We start from the raw sequence: 16,225 nt of genomic DNA, 5'->3' as shown, positions 1-16,225 counted from the left end.
GACGGAGGGGAATAATTCACTCAGAGTTATACCCCATATAATGGTAATCTCTGGCTAAAATCCCCTATGAGTCAGGAAGCCTTGCCCGAAGGCGAGGCTACGAAAACCTTTCGGTTTTCGTTTAACCCCTCCTGTAAGGGAGAGTAATTCACACTACCATCCAATATTTAGTAATTTCCCGTCATAAACAATAACTGCATCTCCTTTCATATAAACTCCATCCTCATTAATTTCAACTTCTAAATCTCCACCGTCTAAATGTGCTAAAACCTTACTTCCTGTTTTTCCAAGTTTATGGGCAATAATTACTGAGCTCGTAGTTCCAGTTCCGCATGCCGTTGTATAACCTGCCCCCCTTTCCCATGTAAGTATTTTTATTTCATTGGGATTTATAACCTCTATAAAATGGACATTTATTCTTTCAGGGAATACTTTGTGGTTTTCTATCTCTTTACCTAAAATATTTAAGTTATTCCTTGCAAAATCCATGGTAATATCGTTATCTTCAACAAATATCACAGCGTGGGGGTTTCCAACATTTACAACGCTTAATTTAATTTCATCCATCAAATCATTGTTTAATTTAACACTTTCATTTAAAAATTCATCCTCTTCGGACTTCCCTTCTATCTTCATAGGTATATCTTTTAATTGAAATGTCGGAACTCCCATATATACCTTAACTGTTTTTACAATATCATTTTCTATTTCCATTTCTGAAACTCTTAAACCGCCTTTTGTTTCTACATTCAATGGATTCTTTTTTAATATCCGCTCATAAACATACTTGGAGAAGCACCTTATTCCATTTCCACACATTTCAGCCTCTGACCCATCACTGTTGAATATCCTAAACCTCACATCGTATTTGTCATCAGTTGGTTTTTGGACATATATGACACCATCGGCACCAATTGAAAATCCCCTTCTACATATTTTTCTTGAAAATTCTTCTTTATCTTCTTCTTTTATTTTTATTCCATCAAACTCATTTATTACAATATAATCATTCCCTAGACCGTGCATTTTTGTAAATTCTAAATCTTTAATATTCACAATTATCACCATATTTGTATATTTATATATTCATCTAATAACATACCTATTTAAATACATATTTGAAAATTTAAAAAAATAAAATAAAATATAAGATATATAAATTATTCTGCACTTGGTCTTTTGCTTATAATTTTAACCTTGTTTATTTTTGACTCATCAATAACAACAACATCCCTTATAGCTAAAACTATTTTATAAGGGATTAATTTATAGCAGTCATCGGATGGAGGTATGGGACTTTGGTCTGATGGTTCCACATCCAACGAAATTATTTTACCAGTATTTTCGTCAATCACCACATCGGTTACTTTTCCTATAATACTCCCCATATTTCCTACAATTGATTTTCCATACAATGTTCTAAACGGAATTTTATTATTTACTCTCATAAACTCACCATACTTCATTTATTATTATTCTTTTTATTCCAGTAACTTTCAACAAGATTTTTATCTTCCAATGTATTTATATTTAATATGGGTTCATCAATAATATATAATTCTTCTCTCTGTTCGCCATATTTTGGACTTAGTATATTAATACCTGATGGAATATATCCATTCAGCACAATACTGGGATTACCTGGATAGGCATCCTTTTCAATAGCTACACATAGGGATTCTAAATTATTTGTTTTAGATTTTATAATATAGTAATAGTTTATAATTTTATTTATGGTTTTTGGTTTAATTGTGGGTATATCACAGGATATTACCATGAAAGGTTCTGAAAAATATGATATACATTCGTTTAAATCATGGATATAATCTATTCCTGATGTTTTAATTAGATGTATATTTATATTATCTTTATATTTTTTAGCCAAATACTCCTCGGTTTTTGGTGTATTTTTTGATACTGCAATATATATATTATTGATGTTAGATTTTAAAAGTGCTTCAACAATATAATCTATCATGGGTTTTTTTAGAATAGGTAATAGGGGTTTTTCAATATCCAAATTTAACCTTGTGCCTTTTCCACCAGCCATTATTAATGCATCCATATTTTCACTGAATAGACTATATATATCGTTATAAATTATAAAAGTTAATAAATAGTTTATACAATATACAGATATGTTATAGACATATATATTGAATAATAAAAAAATATTTACAAAGATACTAAAAATATATAAAAAAATAAAAAGGGAAATTATGGAATTATTAATCTATATAATTATAACAAATTTGGTAATTTCTATTATATTATTATATTTTGTTTTTAATTTGTTAAAAAGAATCGATATATTAACATTAACCGATAAAACCAATAATCCTGCATTAGTCAATATAACACCCAAAATCAAAAAAACCAAAATAGAATTATTAAATGATGAAAAATATTATTATTATGTTCTTAATATTATATCTTCTGCTAAAAAAGAAATAGATATTATTATGTTTTCAATATATAAATGTAAAAAAACAGAAGATTTAATATATGAACTTATAAATGCTAGAAAAAGGGGTGTAATGATTAGAGTTATACTTGATGGAGAGGTAGAGTCAAATAAATTAATAAAACATTTGTTAAGTAGTGAGAGAATACCTGTAAAATTAGCCGAACATCAAAGAACCCACAACAAACTTATAATTGTAGATGGTGAGATAGTGGTGCTTGGAAGTCATAATTGGACCGATAAAGCACTTTTTGAAAATAGGGAATCCAGTGTCGCTATAACTGATAAAAAAATAGTTAATAAAGAGAATGATTATTTTGAATCTGTGTGGAGATCTATGTCCTAAAAATAAAATAGATGTTGGTGAATTAAATGAAGAAAAGTTTAAAGGTCAAACCAATTGAAAATGGAACAGTAATAGACCATATAAACAAAGGAAAAGCATTAAACGTTTATAAGGTTTTAAAGATAGATAAAAATCAAACCGTAACTATTGCTATGAATGTACCTTCTAAAAAAAATAATGGAAAAAAAGATGTTTTAAAGATAGAAGGTATAGAGCTCTCAAAAGAAGATGTAAATAAAATAAGTCTTATATCTCCAAATGCCACAATAAATATAATAAAGGATGGAGTTGTTGTAAGAAAATTTAAAGTTGAAATACCCGATACGATAGAAGGTATATTAAAATGCACAAATCCAAACTGCATTACTCAAATTGAAAACATTGCCGGCAAATTTAAAGTTGAGGAAAAGGAGCCTTTAAAAATAAGATGTGCATACTGTGAAAAATTTTTAAATTCTATTGAAATATGTCGATAAAATTAAATGAAATAAAAAAATAAAAGATAATGAAAGATAAAAAGGTAAAAAATATAAAACATATAAGAAAATATGGGATATTAAGGTGATATTGTGAAATTACACGAATATGAAGCAAAGGAAATATTTAAAAAATACAAAATACCTGTTCCAGAGGGATTCATAACATCAACAGAAATCGAAAAACTAAATAAACCTGTTGTAATAAAGGCCCAGGTTCTTGTAGGTGGAAGAGGAAAAGCCGGTGGAATTTTATTTGCAGATACCGTGGATGAGGCTAATGAGAAAATCAAAGAATTACTAAATAAGGATATAAAAGGAGAAAAGGTTGAAAAAGTTCTTGTTGAAGAGAAAATCCCTATTGAGAAAGAATACTATTTGGGAATAACAATAGATAGGGCAGAGAGAAAGCCAGTAATTATGTTTTCAACAGAAGGTGGGGTAGAAATAGAGGAAGTCGCAAAAACCAATCCTGAAAAAATAATAAAATATCATGTTAATCCACAGAGTGAATTTTTACCATATATTGCGAGAAATATTTTAAAAGATGCGGATATCCCTTCAAAGGAAATTCCGAAGGTTGCAGACATAATGTACAAATTATACAATGTATTTAAAGATATGGATGGAATGCTTGTGGAGATAAACCCTGTTGTAATTACGGAAGATGGGAGAGCTCTTGCAGCTGATGCAGTTTTGAATGTAGATGATGATGCATATTATAGGCATGACTATACTCAATTTGAAGAATTCAGCAAAAAAGATAAACTTGAATTTGCCTATGTAGAGCTCGATGGAGATATTGGAGTCATCGGCAATGGTGCAGGTCTTACACTTGCAAGTATGGATATGGTAAAAGAATATGGTGGAAATCCAGCATGTTTCTTAGATATTGGGGGAGGAGCAAATGAAGAGACCGTTAAAAAAGCCCTTGAAAAGGTATTGGAAAGGGATGTAAAAGGCATATTTATAAATGTGCTTGCAGGTATTACAAGGTGCGATGAAGTTGCAAAGGGTATTGTTGAAGTGTTGAAAAAACATCCAAATGTAAAGTTTGCCGTAAGGATGATGGGAACCAACGAAGAAGAAGGAAGAAAAATATTAACTGAAAACGGCATCCCATTTGAACGCTCAATGGAGGGTGCTGCTAAAAAATTGATGGAAATGATTAATTCATAATCTAATATTATTTATGGATATTATCCGCATAAAATCTATTAATATATTGTAATATATTATCATATATAATATTATATCATAAATCTATTTTAAAGTTTAAGTTAAGTTAAAGTTAAAAATAAATACTATTTGTTATAACCATAATGAGAAATATATTTAATTTATAATTTTTATAGTAATCAAATATATCATCACAGGTGGAATTTTGAAAAGGAATGATATACAGAAGGTAATGATATTAGGTTCCGGACCTATTGTGATAGGTCAGGCGGCAGAATTCGATTTTTCAGGTTCTCAGGCGTGTAAGTCGTTGAGAGAAGAAGGAATATACACTATTTTGGTAAATTCAAACCCTGCAACAATCCAAACTGATACCAATATTGCAGATAAAGTTTATCTCGAACCACTTCATCCAAAGATTGTAGAAAAAATTATAGCAAAGGAAAGACCTGATGCCATACTTCCAACGATGGGAGGTCAAACTGGATTAAATTTAGCCATGGACCTTCACAGAATGGGGGTTTTAGAAAAATACGGCGTAGAGTTGCTTGGTTCAAAAGTGGAAGTAATAGAAACAAGTGAAGATAGAAAGCTCTTCAACAGAGCTATGGAAGAAATAGGTGAGCCAGTAACAAAATCTTATGCTGTAAATTCAATTGAAGAGGCATTAGATGCAGTAGCTGAGCTCGGTTATCCTGTAATAGTTAGACCTGCATTCACACTTGGAGGAACTGGTGGAGGTATTGCCCATAACGAAGAGGAATTAATAGAAATTACTGAAAAAGGTCTTAAATATTCCATCATCAATCAGGTTTTAATAGATGAAAGCGTTCTTGGATGGAAAGAATATGAATACGAAGTAATGAGGGATGCAAAGGATAACTGTATTGTTGTATGTAATATGGAGAACATAGACCCTATGGGAATACACACAGGAGAAAGTATTGTTGTAGCTCCATCCCAAACCCTTAGTGATAAAGTGCATCAAAGACTTAGAAATGCGGCATTAAAAATCATAAGGCACTTGAAGATAGAAGGGGGCTGTAATGTCCAGTTTGCAGTAAATAAAGACATGACGGAATATAGAGTAATCGAGGTAAATCCAAGAGTAAGTAGGAGCTCCGCACTTGCAAGTAAGGCAACAGGATATCCAATTGCTAAGATAGCTGCTAAGATAGCCATCGGAATGACCCTTGATGAAATTAAAAACGATGTTACAAAGGAAACCCCTGCGAGCTTCGAACCTACCTTAGATTATGTTGTTGTAAAGATACCAAGATGGCCATTTGACAAGTTTAGAACTGTTGATAAGCACTTAGGAACAAGTATGAAATCCACAGGAGAAGTAATGGCAATAGGTAGAACCCTTGAAGAAGCACTTCAAAAGGCAATTAGGAGCCTAGATATTGGAAGACATGGTTTAATAGGGGACGGAAAAGATATTAACCATACCAACGAAAAAATCAACGATATATTAAAAAATCCAACTGATGAAAGAATATTTGTAATAGCTGAGGCACTTGATAGGGGCTGGACAGTTTCAGAAATATGCGAATTAACAAATATAAATGAATTTTTCATTAAGAAAATAAAAAATATTGTTGATACGAAGAAGGAGCTCGAAGTTTTATCTAAGTTAATTTAAAGAAATTTTAAAGAAATTAATTTAAATAATTATCATTATATATTTATGGTGAAACACATGGTAGAAAACGAAAAACTAAAAGAAGTAATACTTAAAGCAAAAATGCTTGGTTTTTCCGATGTTCAATTGGCGAATTTATTAAACAAGGACGAGAAGGAAATTAGAGAATTAAGAAAAGAGCTCAATGTAGTGCCAGTTTATAAAATGGTAGATACTTGTGCTGCTGAATTCGAAGCAAAAACTCCTTATTATTACTCCTGCTATGAAAATCTATTTTATGAGGAACAGAACGAAAGCGTTCCATCGGACAGGAAGAAGGTAATAATTTTAGGTTCGGGACCTATAAGAATTGGTCAGGGTGTGGAATTTGACTATTCAACAGTTCATGCAATATTTGCCTTAAAAGATATGGGAATTGAGGCAATAATTGTAAATAACAACCCTGAAACAGTATCCACAGATTACGATACCTCAGATAAACTCTATTTTGAGCCCCTCACCTTTGAGGAAATTATGAACATTATTGAAAACGAAAATAAAAACGGCGAGTTGTTAGGTGTAGTTGTTCAGTTTGGAGGGCAGACTGCAATAAACCTTGCTATGAAGTTATACAGTGCAGGTGTAAATATACTTGGAACATCACCTCAGTCAATTGATTTGGCAGAGGATAGGGAGCAGTTCTCCGAAATATTAAAAAAATTAAATATACCTCAGGCTGAGGGATCTACCGTATATAATGAAGAAGATGCTTTAAAAGTTGCTGAAAAAATCGGATATCCTGTGCTTGTTAGACCTTCCTATGTGCTTGGTGGAAGGGCAATGGATATCGTATATAATGAAGATGAATTAAAGGATTACATGAAAGAAGCTGTAAAGGTATCTTCTGAGCATCCCATATTAATTGATAAGTTTTTAGATGATGCCGTTGAAGTTGATGTGGATGCAGTTTGCGACGGCGAAGATGTGTTTATAGGAGGAATTATGGAACACATCGAAGAAGCCGGAGTTCATAGTGGAGATAGTGCCTGCGTAATACCACCTCAGACACTTTCAAAAGATGTTGTGGATACAATCGTAGATTACACAACAAAACTTGCAAAAGAATTGGGCGTAGTTGGATTGATAAATATACAGTATGCTATAAAGGATGGAATTGTTTATATTATCGAGGCAAATCCAAGGGCAAGTAGAACAGTTCCTTATGTAAGTAAATCCGTTGGAGTTCCTCTTGCAAAGATTGCCACAAAGGTTATAATGGGACACAAACTTAAAGATATGGGATATATTGGATTGGCAGAGGCAAAATATGTAAGTGTTAAAGAGGCTGTATTCCCATTCCAGAAACTACCTGGTGTGGACCCTGTGCTCAGTCCAGAGATGAAATCAACAGGGGAGGCAATAGGTATTGATACCGACTTTGGTAAGGCATATTATAAAGCACAGTTATCTGCAAACATGGAGCTTCCAACCTCTGGAACAGTATTCATAAGTGTTAAAGAAAAAGATAAAAAACATGTTTTTTATATAGCAAAAAAATTCAATGAATTTGGATTTAACATCGTGGCTACAAAAGGCACTGCGGAAGTAATTAGAAATGGAGGAATAGATGCAAAGATTGTTAAAAAGATATCCGAGGGTATGTCTGGAAATATTCTTGAATTAATTCAGAAGGGAGAAATCGATTTAATTATAAACACCTCCTCAGGAAGTAAGGCAAAATCAGACGGATACTACATTAGAAGGGCAGCAGTGGAGTTTAATATACCCTATATCACAACAATTCAAGGGGCATTATCCACAATAAAAGCAATAGAAACTATTAAAAAAGAAGAATTGGGGGTATATTCTTTGAATGAACTTGAAAATGAAAATTAATGCTACTACCAATAATAAATAAAATAACAAAATCAAAATAATTTATCTTTATTATTTTTTAATTTTAAACGCTATTATTAATTATTATTTATTGGCTGTATTATATTTCTAAAATTATTTTTATTTTATTAAATTATAATTAATTAATCTTGGTTGTGATAATATGGACATTTATTTAAAAAAATTAAGGAATAAACATTTAAAAAAGAGAAAAAAGAAAAACCCAAACCTACCCATAGCCACATGGGTTCAGGACGATATATTTTTGGATAAATCTATTGGAAAAAGCATAACAATTATATTGAGAACCGTTGGTTGTAGATGGGCATACGAAAGCGGCGGATGCACAATGTGCAGTTATTTAATGGATAGCTCCCCTATAAAAATAGATGCTGAGAATATTATAAACCAGTTTGAGCACGCTTTAAAAATCGAAGAAGAAATAATAAAAAATCCAAAAAATTATTCAATAAAGTTATTTACATCAGGTAGTTTTTTAGATGAATTCGAAGTTCCAAAAGAGGTCAAGGAACATATTTTCAAAAAAATAGGTGAGCTCCCTATAAAAGAGGTAGCAGTTGAATCAAGACCTGAGTTCATTACAGATGATAATTTAAAAATACTACGAAAATATATCGATAAAGAGGTAAATGTGGAAATTGGAGTGGGAATCGAGACATTAAATGAAAAAATAAGAAATGTATCAATTCACAAAGGAGTATCTACTGATGACATTAAAAAGGCAATAGAAACTGCAAAAAAATACGATGTTGGAATAAAAGCATATCTGTTAATAAAACCGCCGTTCATTACTGAAAAGCAGGCCGTAGTCGATTCAATTCACTCTGCAAATGAGTGCATAAGGATGGGATGTAGTAGGATAGCCTACTGTCCTGCAACAATTCATAAAGGGACCTTAACAGAATTACTTTGGAAGAAGAATCAATATAGGCCGCCGTTTTTATGGAGTGTTTTGGAAATCTTAAAAGAGGTAAAATCCCAAAACCCCGATAAACTTATAATGTGTGATACCTCAGGAATACCATCAAATAGGGGAGCCCATAATAAAATGAATTGCAAATGCAACTACAAGATAAAAGAGATACTCAATGATTTCACAATTACTCAGGATTTGTCATTGATTGAAGGAGCTCTCAATATGGGATGTGAATGTAAAAAATACTGGGAAGAGTTTATAAAATTTGAAGAAAAGAACATTGTTCCATTAGGTGAGGGTGATACATAATAAACATAATCAATAATAAACATAATCACCATCAATCAAATAAAGAATTGGAAATCCTCATTCATTATCCAAAAAAGTTATTAAAAGAATTTAAGGTGCGAACATGTATTTAAAATTAGAAGGATTTATAAAAGATGTATATTATTCGCCACAATTAACCGCAGAACTTAGCGAAAGTTCAATAACGGATTTCGATATTAACGAATGTCCATCATGCGGTATTATAGATTTAGGGAATAATAATAAGGTTGCATATAGTAAATGGGTCTCACCAAAAAGAACCCGTTCATATCCATTTGCAAGATTGTATGATATATTTGGAACCAATTACACAAAAATAACCATCATTCCAATTATAAAAGATGAAGGAGCGGATAGTAGCAATAATGATAGGATAAATGCAATGACGTATTCTTGGATGAATCTTTTGAATATTTATATTGTTTTAGGATGGTATAATGATGCAGAAAAAGCATATGGAAAAGGTAAAACAAACTTAATTACCAATCAAAAAATGGATAAAGATTATATTGTCAGCAAAATTAAAGAAATTAGTAAATATAAAATGTCCGCCCTCCATTGGAATACTACACATTTTCAAAAGGACTTTAAAAAGATATATTTAAATGCAGTTGAGAGTTATAAAAAAATTAGTAAATTGAAAAATGTGAATCTTCACTCTTTTGAAAATCATTTAAAGGTCTTAGAAAATTTTAAGAAAAATAAACAATTTGATATAGAAAAATTTAAAGAATATACATTAAAAAGGTCAAAAGAGGCACAAAATAGAGAAATAAAAACAATTCATGAACTTGAATATTTAAGCGATGGTTATAAGGGATTATTCATTATAAGCAATTATTTAGGTGGATTATATTACCTAACGGCTGATGAAATTTATATTGAGGATGGCATATTTATAATTCAGGAGTCAAAAAATAGTTCAAAAGGAAAGTTACCATCCATTAATGATATAAAAGATGGTCTTTTTAAGTTAATTCTTTATTCAAATCTTGATAAGCTGGAATATGAAGGGGAAAAAGTTGCATTTAAAACACGATTAAAATTAACAGGAAACTTAAAGGGGAATTTAAAACTTCCTGCAGATAATAATGATATAAGCGATTTTATAAACAAAAATGGATTATCAAGGCATAAATCTACAATTTTAAAATTACAAAAAGAGGCAGAAATTAATAATATAGAAATATTAATTGGTGACAATAAATGAAAGAGATTAAAAGTGCTTTAAGATATCCTGGAGGGAAGTCAAAGGCAATTAAGTATATCCTTCCAATGATAAAAAAGGTTCAATTTGAAGAGTATAGAGAACCATTCTTAGGAGGCGGTTCTGTATTTTTAGCAGTTAAGCAAAATATCAAAGGAATAAAAAAGTTTTGGATAAATGACCTTAATTATGATTTGTATTGTTTTTGGAGAATTTTAAGAGATTATCCAAAAAAACTTTACAGTGCAGCTAGAGAAGTTAAAGAAAAATGGAAAAATGGAAGAGAGTTTTTTAATTACTATATGGAAGAAAAGGATTATAGTGAATTTGAAAGGGCGGTAAGATTTTTTGTCTTAAATAGAATAACATTTTCAGGAACTGTTGACAGCGGTGGTTATTCAGAACAGGCATTTCAGAAGAGATTTACATATTCATCTATTGATCGTATGTTAAAAATGGCACAATTATTAGAAGGGGTAGTTGTTACAAATTATGATTATGAAAAAGTTATTTTTGAAGAAGGCAAAAACGTGTTCATCTTCTTAGATCCACCATATTTTAAATCAAGAAAGTCGAGATTGTATGGGAAAAAAGGAGATTTGCATGAATCTTTTGACCATGAAAGATTCGCTGAAAATATGAAAAAGTGCAAACACAAATGGTTAATTACATATGATGATTCTCCCGAAATTAGAGAACTGTTTGATTTCGCGAATATAAAAGAATATACTCTACAATATGGCATGAACAACTACAAAAAGGAGCGGGCAGAAAAAGGAAAAGAAATTTTCATATTTAATTATGATGATATTGATGAATAAAATGTTTTAGTGAAAAGAATGAAAAGCCCATTATTTACTACTTTCATCACTTTGACGTCCCAAATATGATTAAATTACATTAATGTATATCTAATTCCTAATAAAAACTGAGTATAATAAAAAAGAAAATCTAAAAAAGAAGAAGTTTAAAAAATTCTATATTATTTTTATTTTATTCCAATTCTTTGTATTTTAATGATCGCTTAATTACATCGATATGAGGTTTTCCGTAGCTCACAAGTTTTCCTGTTCTCATGTCGTTTATTACAACAACAGCCGGTGCAAACATACCTTTGTCTATTTTATAGAAGTCGTAGTTTGCAGCTTTAAATGTTTCTAAGAATGGTTTTCCATAGCCTGCTGATGAACAGGAAGGTAATGCTTTACATAAAGCTTCAATATCATCGTTTTCATCACTTTCTATGTAGTAGTATGTTCTTCCACCATAAAGCACCATATCGTTTGTAGCTCCCATCATAACCAAATCATCACCAACAATTGGTGCAACAGGTGCAATTCCTGCTGCAAATTTAACCTTATTTACATCGAAGTGGAGAGCTTCGAGCATTTTGTAGGTTCCGTTTTCTACAACTCTACCGCTGATTTGTATTGAACCAACCAATGATGCTGTTGGAGCAACTAAGAGATATAAATTTTCAGGTTCAACGCCACATTTTTCAGCAACATAATCTGCAACTTCTTCATTTGGAAGTTCTGACGCTTCTAAACATAATATAGCAACATCTGCATCGTCTTCATATCCAATTTCTTCATAAGTTGCCTTAGGCATTTTTGCAAGAGCTCTTGCAGGACCTGAACCCATGGCAAAATACTTACCAACTTTAACACTCCAGCCAGCTTTCTGAGCTCCGAGTGTTGCTATTGCCGGATGGGAGGTTTTTATTTTAACGGATGGTAATACCATTTTATCATATAATGTTCCTGTTATGCTAACACCAACATGTGCCAATCCACCCAAACATACCTTTGTATATGCTTTTCCTGCTTCAAAACTACCTGCTACATTGACACCACAGTCGAGAACAGTTGCCCCATTTTCAAGTGTTATTACTTCAATGTTCATGTCATATTTTCTTTTAATCATATCTTCAACTATTGGAAGAGCTTTTAAATTTACACTTACCATTCTTTCACCTTTTTATTACCGTATATAATACATCTAATTTATTTACTATAATATTTTTTATATCTTTTGATTTTTTATTTTCTCTATTTTATTTTCATAATATTATTTTTTTAAAAATAAGTATTACTATATAGTTAATTTTATATATTATAACTTTAATTAAGTTAATTTTATAATATTAAAATATAACTTTAAAATTAAAATTTGGTGATGTATATGAATAATAATACCTCAAAAATAATAATAGGTATATTGTGTATAATTGCTGCTTCAGCTTTGGCCGTAAATGCCTACACCTCTTACACTGCCAAAGCCACTGCAATAAAATACACAAATGAAGCAATACCCATAGTAACAGATGCTATTGCAAATGACAATATGACGGAATATAATGAAGCTGAAAAACTTTTAAATAAAGCTATAAAAGCAGATCCAAACTATCCATGGGCATGGTACAATTTGGCAAATGTATATATCAATCAAGACCATTTCCATCACTACGACAAATTTCCATACCATACTTATAAACAAGACGGATTGGAAAAAGAAACAGAGTATTACAATAAAGGAATAAATGCCGCTAAAAAATTTATAGAATTAATGCCAAAGGCAAAATCCTTAGGGTATGTAAGAATTGGAGATGCAAATTACTTCTATGTAGATAGCTATCCTGATAGAAAAAATAAGGTATTACCCTATTATCTCAAAGTTATGAATGATACCAGCTCCCTTAAAAAATATGGTGGATTGGGAGCTGTATCAACACTCTATGCAAATACTGGAAGAACCTACTTAGCAATGGGTGAATTCCCTGAGGCGCTATATTATTACAACAAATCGGCAAATATAGTTCCAGAAGGACCTGCCTATGAACACTATATATGGTCATATATTATCAATGCAGAATTTGGAAATTCAGACTATAAAACAGCAAATTATTACTGCCACAAATTTGTTGATGAATACGGCCCACAGAAAGGCTGGACTATGGATTTAGGGCATATGCCAACAGCTGTTTCTGCATATGAGCTCGGTAAATATAATGAGGTTATAAAGCAGTGTAAAGGCGTATTTAGTTACGACCCAGAATCAGCATATACAGGAGAGGCTCATAGGTATATTGCTATGGTAGATATGAAAAGAGGAAATAAAGAAGATGCAATAAAACACCTTATGAAAAATATTGAGTTCTCTACAACTATGACAGAGGATGGAGGAGATAACTATCCAGCAGATTTGCCTGTTGGCCACTATGAGAGAGGATTGGCCTACTACTACCTTGGAAAATATACTGGAAATAAAAGTTATTATGAAAAAGCTTTAAAAGATTTTAAATACCTCGCAAATTACAAAAATATATCGGATAGAACCATAGCTCACGAGAATTATTACTTCTTAGGAACTGAAATGGCTGCATTTACATGTGCTAAATTGGGAGATAATAAAAATGCTATAAATTATGCAAATATGGCAGTGAATGAACTAAAAACCGATAAACTTCAGCTTGTAGGATGGAATAAGTACTTCGGTTCTGAGGCTGAAAATATTGCCAATCTTGCAAAAGATGGTAAATTAAGTAATACAGCACTACCTTCATTCCTATACCAGATAGAACATTAAAATTATCTTTCTTTATTTTATTATTATAAAATAATACCAAATAATAAAATCATCTTAAAAAATTAAATATAGAAAACTTTATATGTTTTAAAATATATATTAATAAACATAATATTTGGAGGTGATAAATAATGTGCGCACCAATAGCCATAACAGCAGGTGCTGGGGCTCCAACAATTGGTATGGTATTGCCACAGATAATGGGCATGATAGTTTTGGGCCTTGCAGGAATATGGGCAATAGTATCAACCAGAACCCCTACAAAATCAGATGTGGCAGAAGTGGAAACAAATTAATCATATAAATATATAAATATACAATAACCAAATAATCGTTTGGAGGTGATAAATAATGTGCGCACCAGTTTCAGCAACAGTAGGTGCAAGCGCTGCAACAATTGCAACAGCATTTTCAGTTGCTCAGATATTGGGTATATCCGCATTAGTTGGCGCTACATTGTTTGCAGTAAGAGGTTCATTAAAAACCTTATTTGTAAATAGAGTCTAAAAAGTTTAATAATATTTTAATTATTTATTTTTTTTAATTTTTTTATGGTTCTTAATAACTTTATAAATAATTATCAATATTATAGGGAAAATATGATTTCATTCTTAATAAAACCAAAAATATTACAGGTAGAAACTACAAACGATTGTAATAGTAACTGTGAGATTTGCATGAGAACACATTTAAAACGACCTATGGGCAGTATTTCATTTGAAGAATTTAAAAAATTACCACTGAATGATTTTAATGAAGTAGCACTTCACGGTTGGGGGGAATGCCTTCTTCATCCAGATATATTTAAAATGGTCTCTTATGCAAAATCCTTGGGCTTAAAAACCAGTCTATGTTCTAATGGTTCATTGCTTGATAAAAGATTGGATGAATTGCTTAAAAGTGGATTGGACGAAATTGCATTTGGTATTTATTCCTTGGATGGAAAAGAACATATATTGAACAATATAAAAACACTTGTTGAAGAAAAGAACAATAGGAATATTCCTCTGACCACATATATCGATATTACCATGTTTAAAGATAATTTAGAACATATTCCAGAAATAATAGATACAGGAATTGAATTGGGAGTGAATGGTATCGTATTGCATAGATTATTTGATATATATGGCGTAAATAAAGAGATAAAATATGGGCTAACCAACAAAGAAGAAAAAGCATTTATAAATGGTTTAATATCAAAATATAAAAATAAAATAAACATATATCCACCATTACCTCACACTACACCTTGCAGGATATTATTGAATTGTATGTTTATTAGATGGGATTGTATGCAATCCCCATGTGTTTATTTAACAGATGAGTCTCTTGGAGATGCACGAACATCCTACAATGAATTGAGAAAAAGACATCTGTTGTATATAAAAAAGAAGGTGAAAAAAAATGACATCTGCAAACGCTGTATCTGGTAGTAATATACTTGCAAACGATATTGCAAAGTTTGGAATTTCCTTTATATTTGCCTGTATTGGATATTTTATAAGTATTGGAATGGGTGGTGAAGCCGTATTTTCATCGTGGTTGCATGCACCATTCTTAGGTCCTGCAATATTTGGGGGATTAATCTATATATTTTGGATATCTCTTGCAAAGGAGTTGTGTGGAAAGTATTATGGAATAGTAGTCTCAGTGCTTATAGTCTCATTCTTTTTAATGGTGGGTCCATGGTTTAGTGTTGTTGATCCAACATGGTATGGAATAATAGGTATAATATCTGCTTTGATTATGGGATACTTAACAGAAAGATACAATGGAGCAGTGGGTCTTGCATCATTTATGATTATAAATTGGGCATGTTTTTATGGTTTGGCTGTATATCCTTCCTGGTCACCAACATATACTATCTCAGGACTTGGAATAGCATTTGTATTGTCAATAGTATCAGGTTATGTGGGCGATTATGTGGCAAAATTTGTAGCAAAATATGCTAAATCCTATTTTTAATTATTTATTGCCCATATTTTTTATTTCGGCTATTTTATGAATTTTTTAATATTTAATTTTGGGTGTATAATTTTTATATTATATAAAATAAAGATAGTAATTTTGTGGGTCATATTACACTCTTACCTCTAATACCTTCATATAGGAATAACCACATAATAAGGGTTATACAACGCAAAAGAATACTTTTTTACGAATATAACCTTTGAT

The 16,225-nt window shown here is 31.2% G+C and carries 15 protein-coding genes and 1 pseudogene; 12 read left to right on the top strand and 4 right to left on the bottom strand.

Annotation, left to right across the window (positions count from 1 at the left end; genetic code table 11):
- Nucleotides 1-153: 153 nt before the first annotated feature.
- The 3 genes from dapF to cobY form a co-directional block, all read right to left on the bottom strand.
- The gene (gene dapF, locus F7B34_RS04365; RefSeq protein WP_292460618.1) at nucleotides 154-1,068 is read right to left on the bottom strand and encodes a diaminopimelate epimerase; all 915 of its coding nucleotides are present in this window, start codon (nucleotides 1,066-1,068) and stop codon (nucleotides 154-156) included.
- Between the two features lie 92 nt (nucleotides 1,069-1,160).
- Nucleotides 1,161-1,448, bottom strand: coding sequence for a PRC-barrel domain-containing protein (locus F7B34_RS04360; RefSeq protein WP_292460617.1), 288 nt, complete (start codon nucleotides 1,446-1,448; stop codon nucleotides 1,161-1,163).
- A 14-nt stretch (nucleotides 1,449-1,462) separates the two neighbouring features.
- Complete coding sequence (gene cobY, locus F7B34_RS04355; protein WP_292460616.1) at nucleotides 1,463-2,065, bottom strand: adenosylcobinamide-phosphate guanylyltransferase; 603 nt, start codon at nucleotides 2,063-2,065, stop codon at nucleotides 1,463-1,465.
- Nucleotides 2,066-2,219: 154 nt separating this feature from the next.
- Here cobY and F7B34_RS04350 point away from each other — a divergent pair, with 154 nt between their 5' ends.
- The 7 genes and pseudogenes from F7B34_RS04350 (at nucleotide 2,220) to F7B34_RS04315 (ending at nucleotide 11,280) form a co-directional block, all read left to right on the top strand.
- A complete protein-coding gene (locus F7B34_RS04350) occupies nucleotides 2,220-2,810 on the top strand; it encodes a phospholipase D-like domain-containing protein (protein ID WP_292460615.1) in 591 nt (196 codons plus the stop codon).
- A gap of 26 nt (nucleotides 2,811-2,836) precedes the next feature.
- Nucleotides 2,837-3,286, top strand: a complete 450-nt coding sequence (gene pyrI, locus F7B34_RS04345) for an aspartate carbamoyltransferase regulatory subunit (RefSeq protein ID WP_292460614.1) — start codon at nucleotides 2,837-2,839, stop codon at nucleotides 3,284-3,286.
- Nucleotides 3,287-3,379: 93 nt separating this feature from the next.
- The gene (sucC, locus tag F7B34_RS04340; protein WP_292460613.1) at nucleotides 3,380-4,465 is read left to right on the top strand and encodes an ADP-forming succinate--CoA ligase subunit beta; all 1,086 of its coding nucleotides are present in this window, start codon (nucleotides 3,380-3,382) and stop codon (nucleotides 4,463-4,465) included.
- A gap of 205 nt (nucleotides 4,466-4,670) precedes the next feature.
- Nucleotides 4,671-7,985: pseudogene (gene carB, locus F7B34_RS07825) on the top strand (carbamoyl-phosphate synthase large subunit).
- Between the two features lie 163 nt (nucleotides 7,986-8,148).
- A complete protein-coding gene (locus tag F7B34_RS04325; protein ID WP_292460611.1) occupies nucleotides 8,149-9,231 on the top strand; it encodes an archaeosine biosynthesis radical SAM protein RaSEA in 1,083 nt (360 codons plus the stop codon).
- Between the two features lie 103 nt (nucleotides 9,232-9,334).
- Nucleotides 9,335-10,462 (top strand): hypothetical protein, encoded by a 1,128-nt coding sequence (locus F7B34_RS04320; protein WP_292460610.1) that lies wholly within the window; start codon nucleotides 9,335-9,337, stop codon nucleotides 10,460-10,462.
- Nucleotides 10,459-11,280 carry a DNA adenine methylase gene (locus F7B34_RS04315; protein WP_292460609.1) on the top strand — a complete coding sequence of 274 codons (822 nt, stop codon included), beginning with the start codon at nucleotides 10,459-10,461 and terminating at the stop codon, nucleotides 11,278-11,280. The genes F7B34_RS04320 and F7B34_RS04315 overlap by 4 nt, the downstream gene beginning before the upstream one ends.
- Nucleotides 11,281-11,452: 172 nt before the next feature.
- On the opposite strand, the gene mch is transcribed toward F7B34_RS04315, so the two are convergent.
- Nucleotides 11,453-12,427, bottom strand: coding sequence for a methenyltetrahydromethanopterin cyclohydrolase (mch, locus tag F7B34_RS04310; protein ID WP_292460608.1), 975 nt, complete (start codon nucleotides 12,425-12,427; stop codon nucleotides 11,453-11,455).
- Between the two features lie 216 nt (nucleotides 12,428-12,643).
- On the opposite strand from mch, the gene F7B34_RS04305 reads away from it, so the two are divergent.
- The 5 genes from F7B34_RS04305 to F7B34_RS04285 all read left to right on the top strand — a co-directional run bounded on the left by F7B34_RS04305 (nucleotide 12,644) and on the right by F7B34_RS04285 (nucleotide 16,015).
- On the top strand, nucleotides 12,644-14,047 hold the full coding sequence (locus tag F7B34_RS04305) for a tetratricopeptide repeat protein (protein WP_292460607.1): 1,404 nt from the start codon (nucleotides 12,644-12,646) through the stop codon (nucleotides 14,045-14,047).
- A 131-nt stretch (nucleotides 14,048-14,178) separates the two neighbouring features.
- Complete coding sequence (locus F7B34_RS04300; RefSeq protein ID WP_292460606.1) at nucleotides 14,179-14,343, top strand: hypothetical protein; 165 nt, start codon at nucleotides 14,179-14,181, stop codon at nucleotides 14,341-14,343.
- 55 nt (nucleotides 14,344-14,398) lie between these two features.
- On the top strand, nucleotides 14,399-14,554 hold the full coding sequence (locus F7B34_RS04295; protein ID WP_292460605.1) for a hypothetical protein: 156 nt from the start codon (nucleotides 14,399-14,401) through the stop codon (nucleotides 14,552-14,554).
- A 92-nt stretch (nucleotides 14,555-14,646) separates the two neighbouring features.
- The gene (locus F7B34_RS04290; RefSeq protein ID WP_292460604.1) at nucleotides 14,647-15,483 is read left to right on the top strand and encodes a radical SAM protein; all 837 of its coding nucleotides are present in this window, start codon (nucleotides 14,647-14,649) and stop codon (nucleotides 15,481-15,483) included.
- A complete protein-coding gene (locus F7B34_RS04285; protein WP_292460603.1) occupies nucleotides 15,455-16,015 on the top strand; it encodes a hypothetical protein in 561 nt (186 codons plus the stop codon). Before F7B34_RS04290 ends, F7B34_RS04285 begins: the two co-directional genes overlap by 29 nt.
- Nucleotides 16,016-16,225: the final 210 nt, after the last annotated feature.

Origin of the sequence: Methanothermococcus sp., from assembly GCF_015523155.1 — an archaeon.
GTDB lineage: Archaea > AGJL01 > Methanococci > Methanococcales > Methanococcaceae > Methanofervidicoccus.
The sequence above is the reverse complement of the archived record's forward strand: the minus strand, read 5'-3'. Positions and strand labels throughout refer to the sequence as shown.

Coding starts and splice junctions, on each gene's coding strand:
- dapF (WP_292460618.1), bottom strand. CDS start 1,068: ATGGTGATAATTGTGAATATTAAAGATTTAGAATTTACAAAAATGCAC.
- F7B34_RS04360 (WP_292460617.1), bottom strand. CDS start 1,448: ATGAGAGTAAATAATAAAATTCCGTTTAGAACATTGTATGGAAAATCA.
- cobY (WP_292460616.1), bottom strand. CDS start 2,065: ATGGATGCATTAATAATGGCTGGTGGAAAAGGCACAAGGTTAAATTTG.
- F7B34_RS04350 (WP_292460615.1), top strand. CDS start 2,220: ATGGAATTATTAATCTATATAATTATAACAAATTTGGTAATTTCTATT.
- pyrI (WP_292460614.1), top strand. CDS start 2,837: ATGAAGAAAAGTTTAAAGGTCAAACCAATTGAAAATGGAACAGTAATA.
- F7B34_RS04325 (WP_292460611.1), top strand. CDS start 8,149: ATGGACATTTATTTAAAAAAATTAAGGAATAAACATTTAAAAAAGAGA.
- F7B34_RS04320 (WP_292460610.1), top strand. CDS start 9,335: ATGTATTTAAAATTAGAAGGATTTATAAAAGATGTATATTATTCGCCA.
- F7B34_RS04315 (WP_292460609.1), top strand. CDS start 10,459: ATGAAAGAGATTAAAAGTGCTTTAAGATATCCTGGAGGGAAGTCAAAG.
- mch (WP_292460608.1), bottom strand. CDS start 12,427: ATGGTAAGTGTAAATTTAAAAGCTCTTCCAATAGTTGAAGATATGATT.
- F7B34_RS04305 (WP_292460607.1), top strand. CDS start 12,644: ATGAATAATAATACCTCAAAAATAATAATAGGTATATTGTGTATAATT.
- F7B34_RS04300 (WP_292460606.1), top strand. CDS start 14,179: ATGTGCGCACCAATAGCCATAACAGCAGGTGCTGGGGCTCCAACAATT.
- F7B34_RS04295 (WP_292460605.1), top strand. CDS start 14,399: ATGTGCGCACCAGTTTCAGCAACAGTAGGTGCAAGCGCTGCAACAATT.
- F7B34_RS04290 (WP_292460604.1), top strand. CDS start 14,647: ATGATTTCATTCTTAATAAAACCAAAAATATTACAGGTAGAAACTACA.
- F7B34_RS04285 (WP_292460603.1), top strand. CDS start 15,455: ATGACATCTGCAAACGCTGTATCTGGTAGTAATATACTTGCAAACGAT.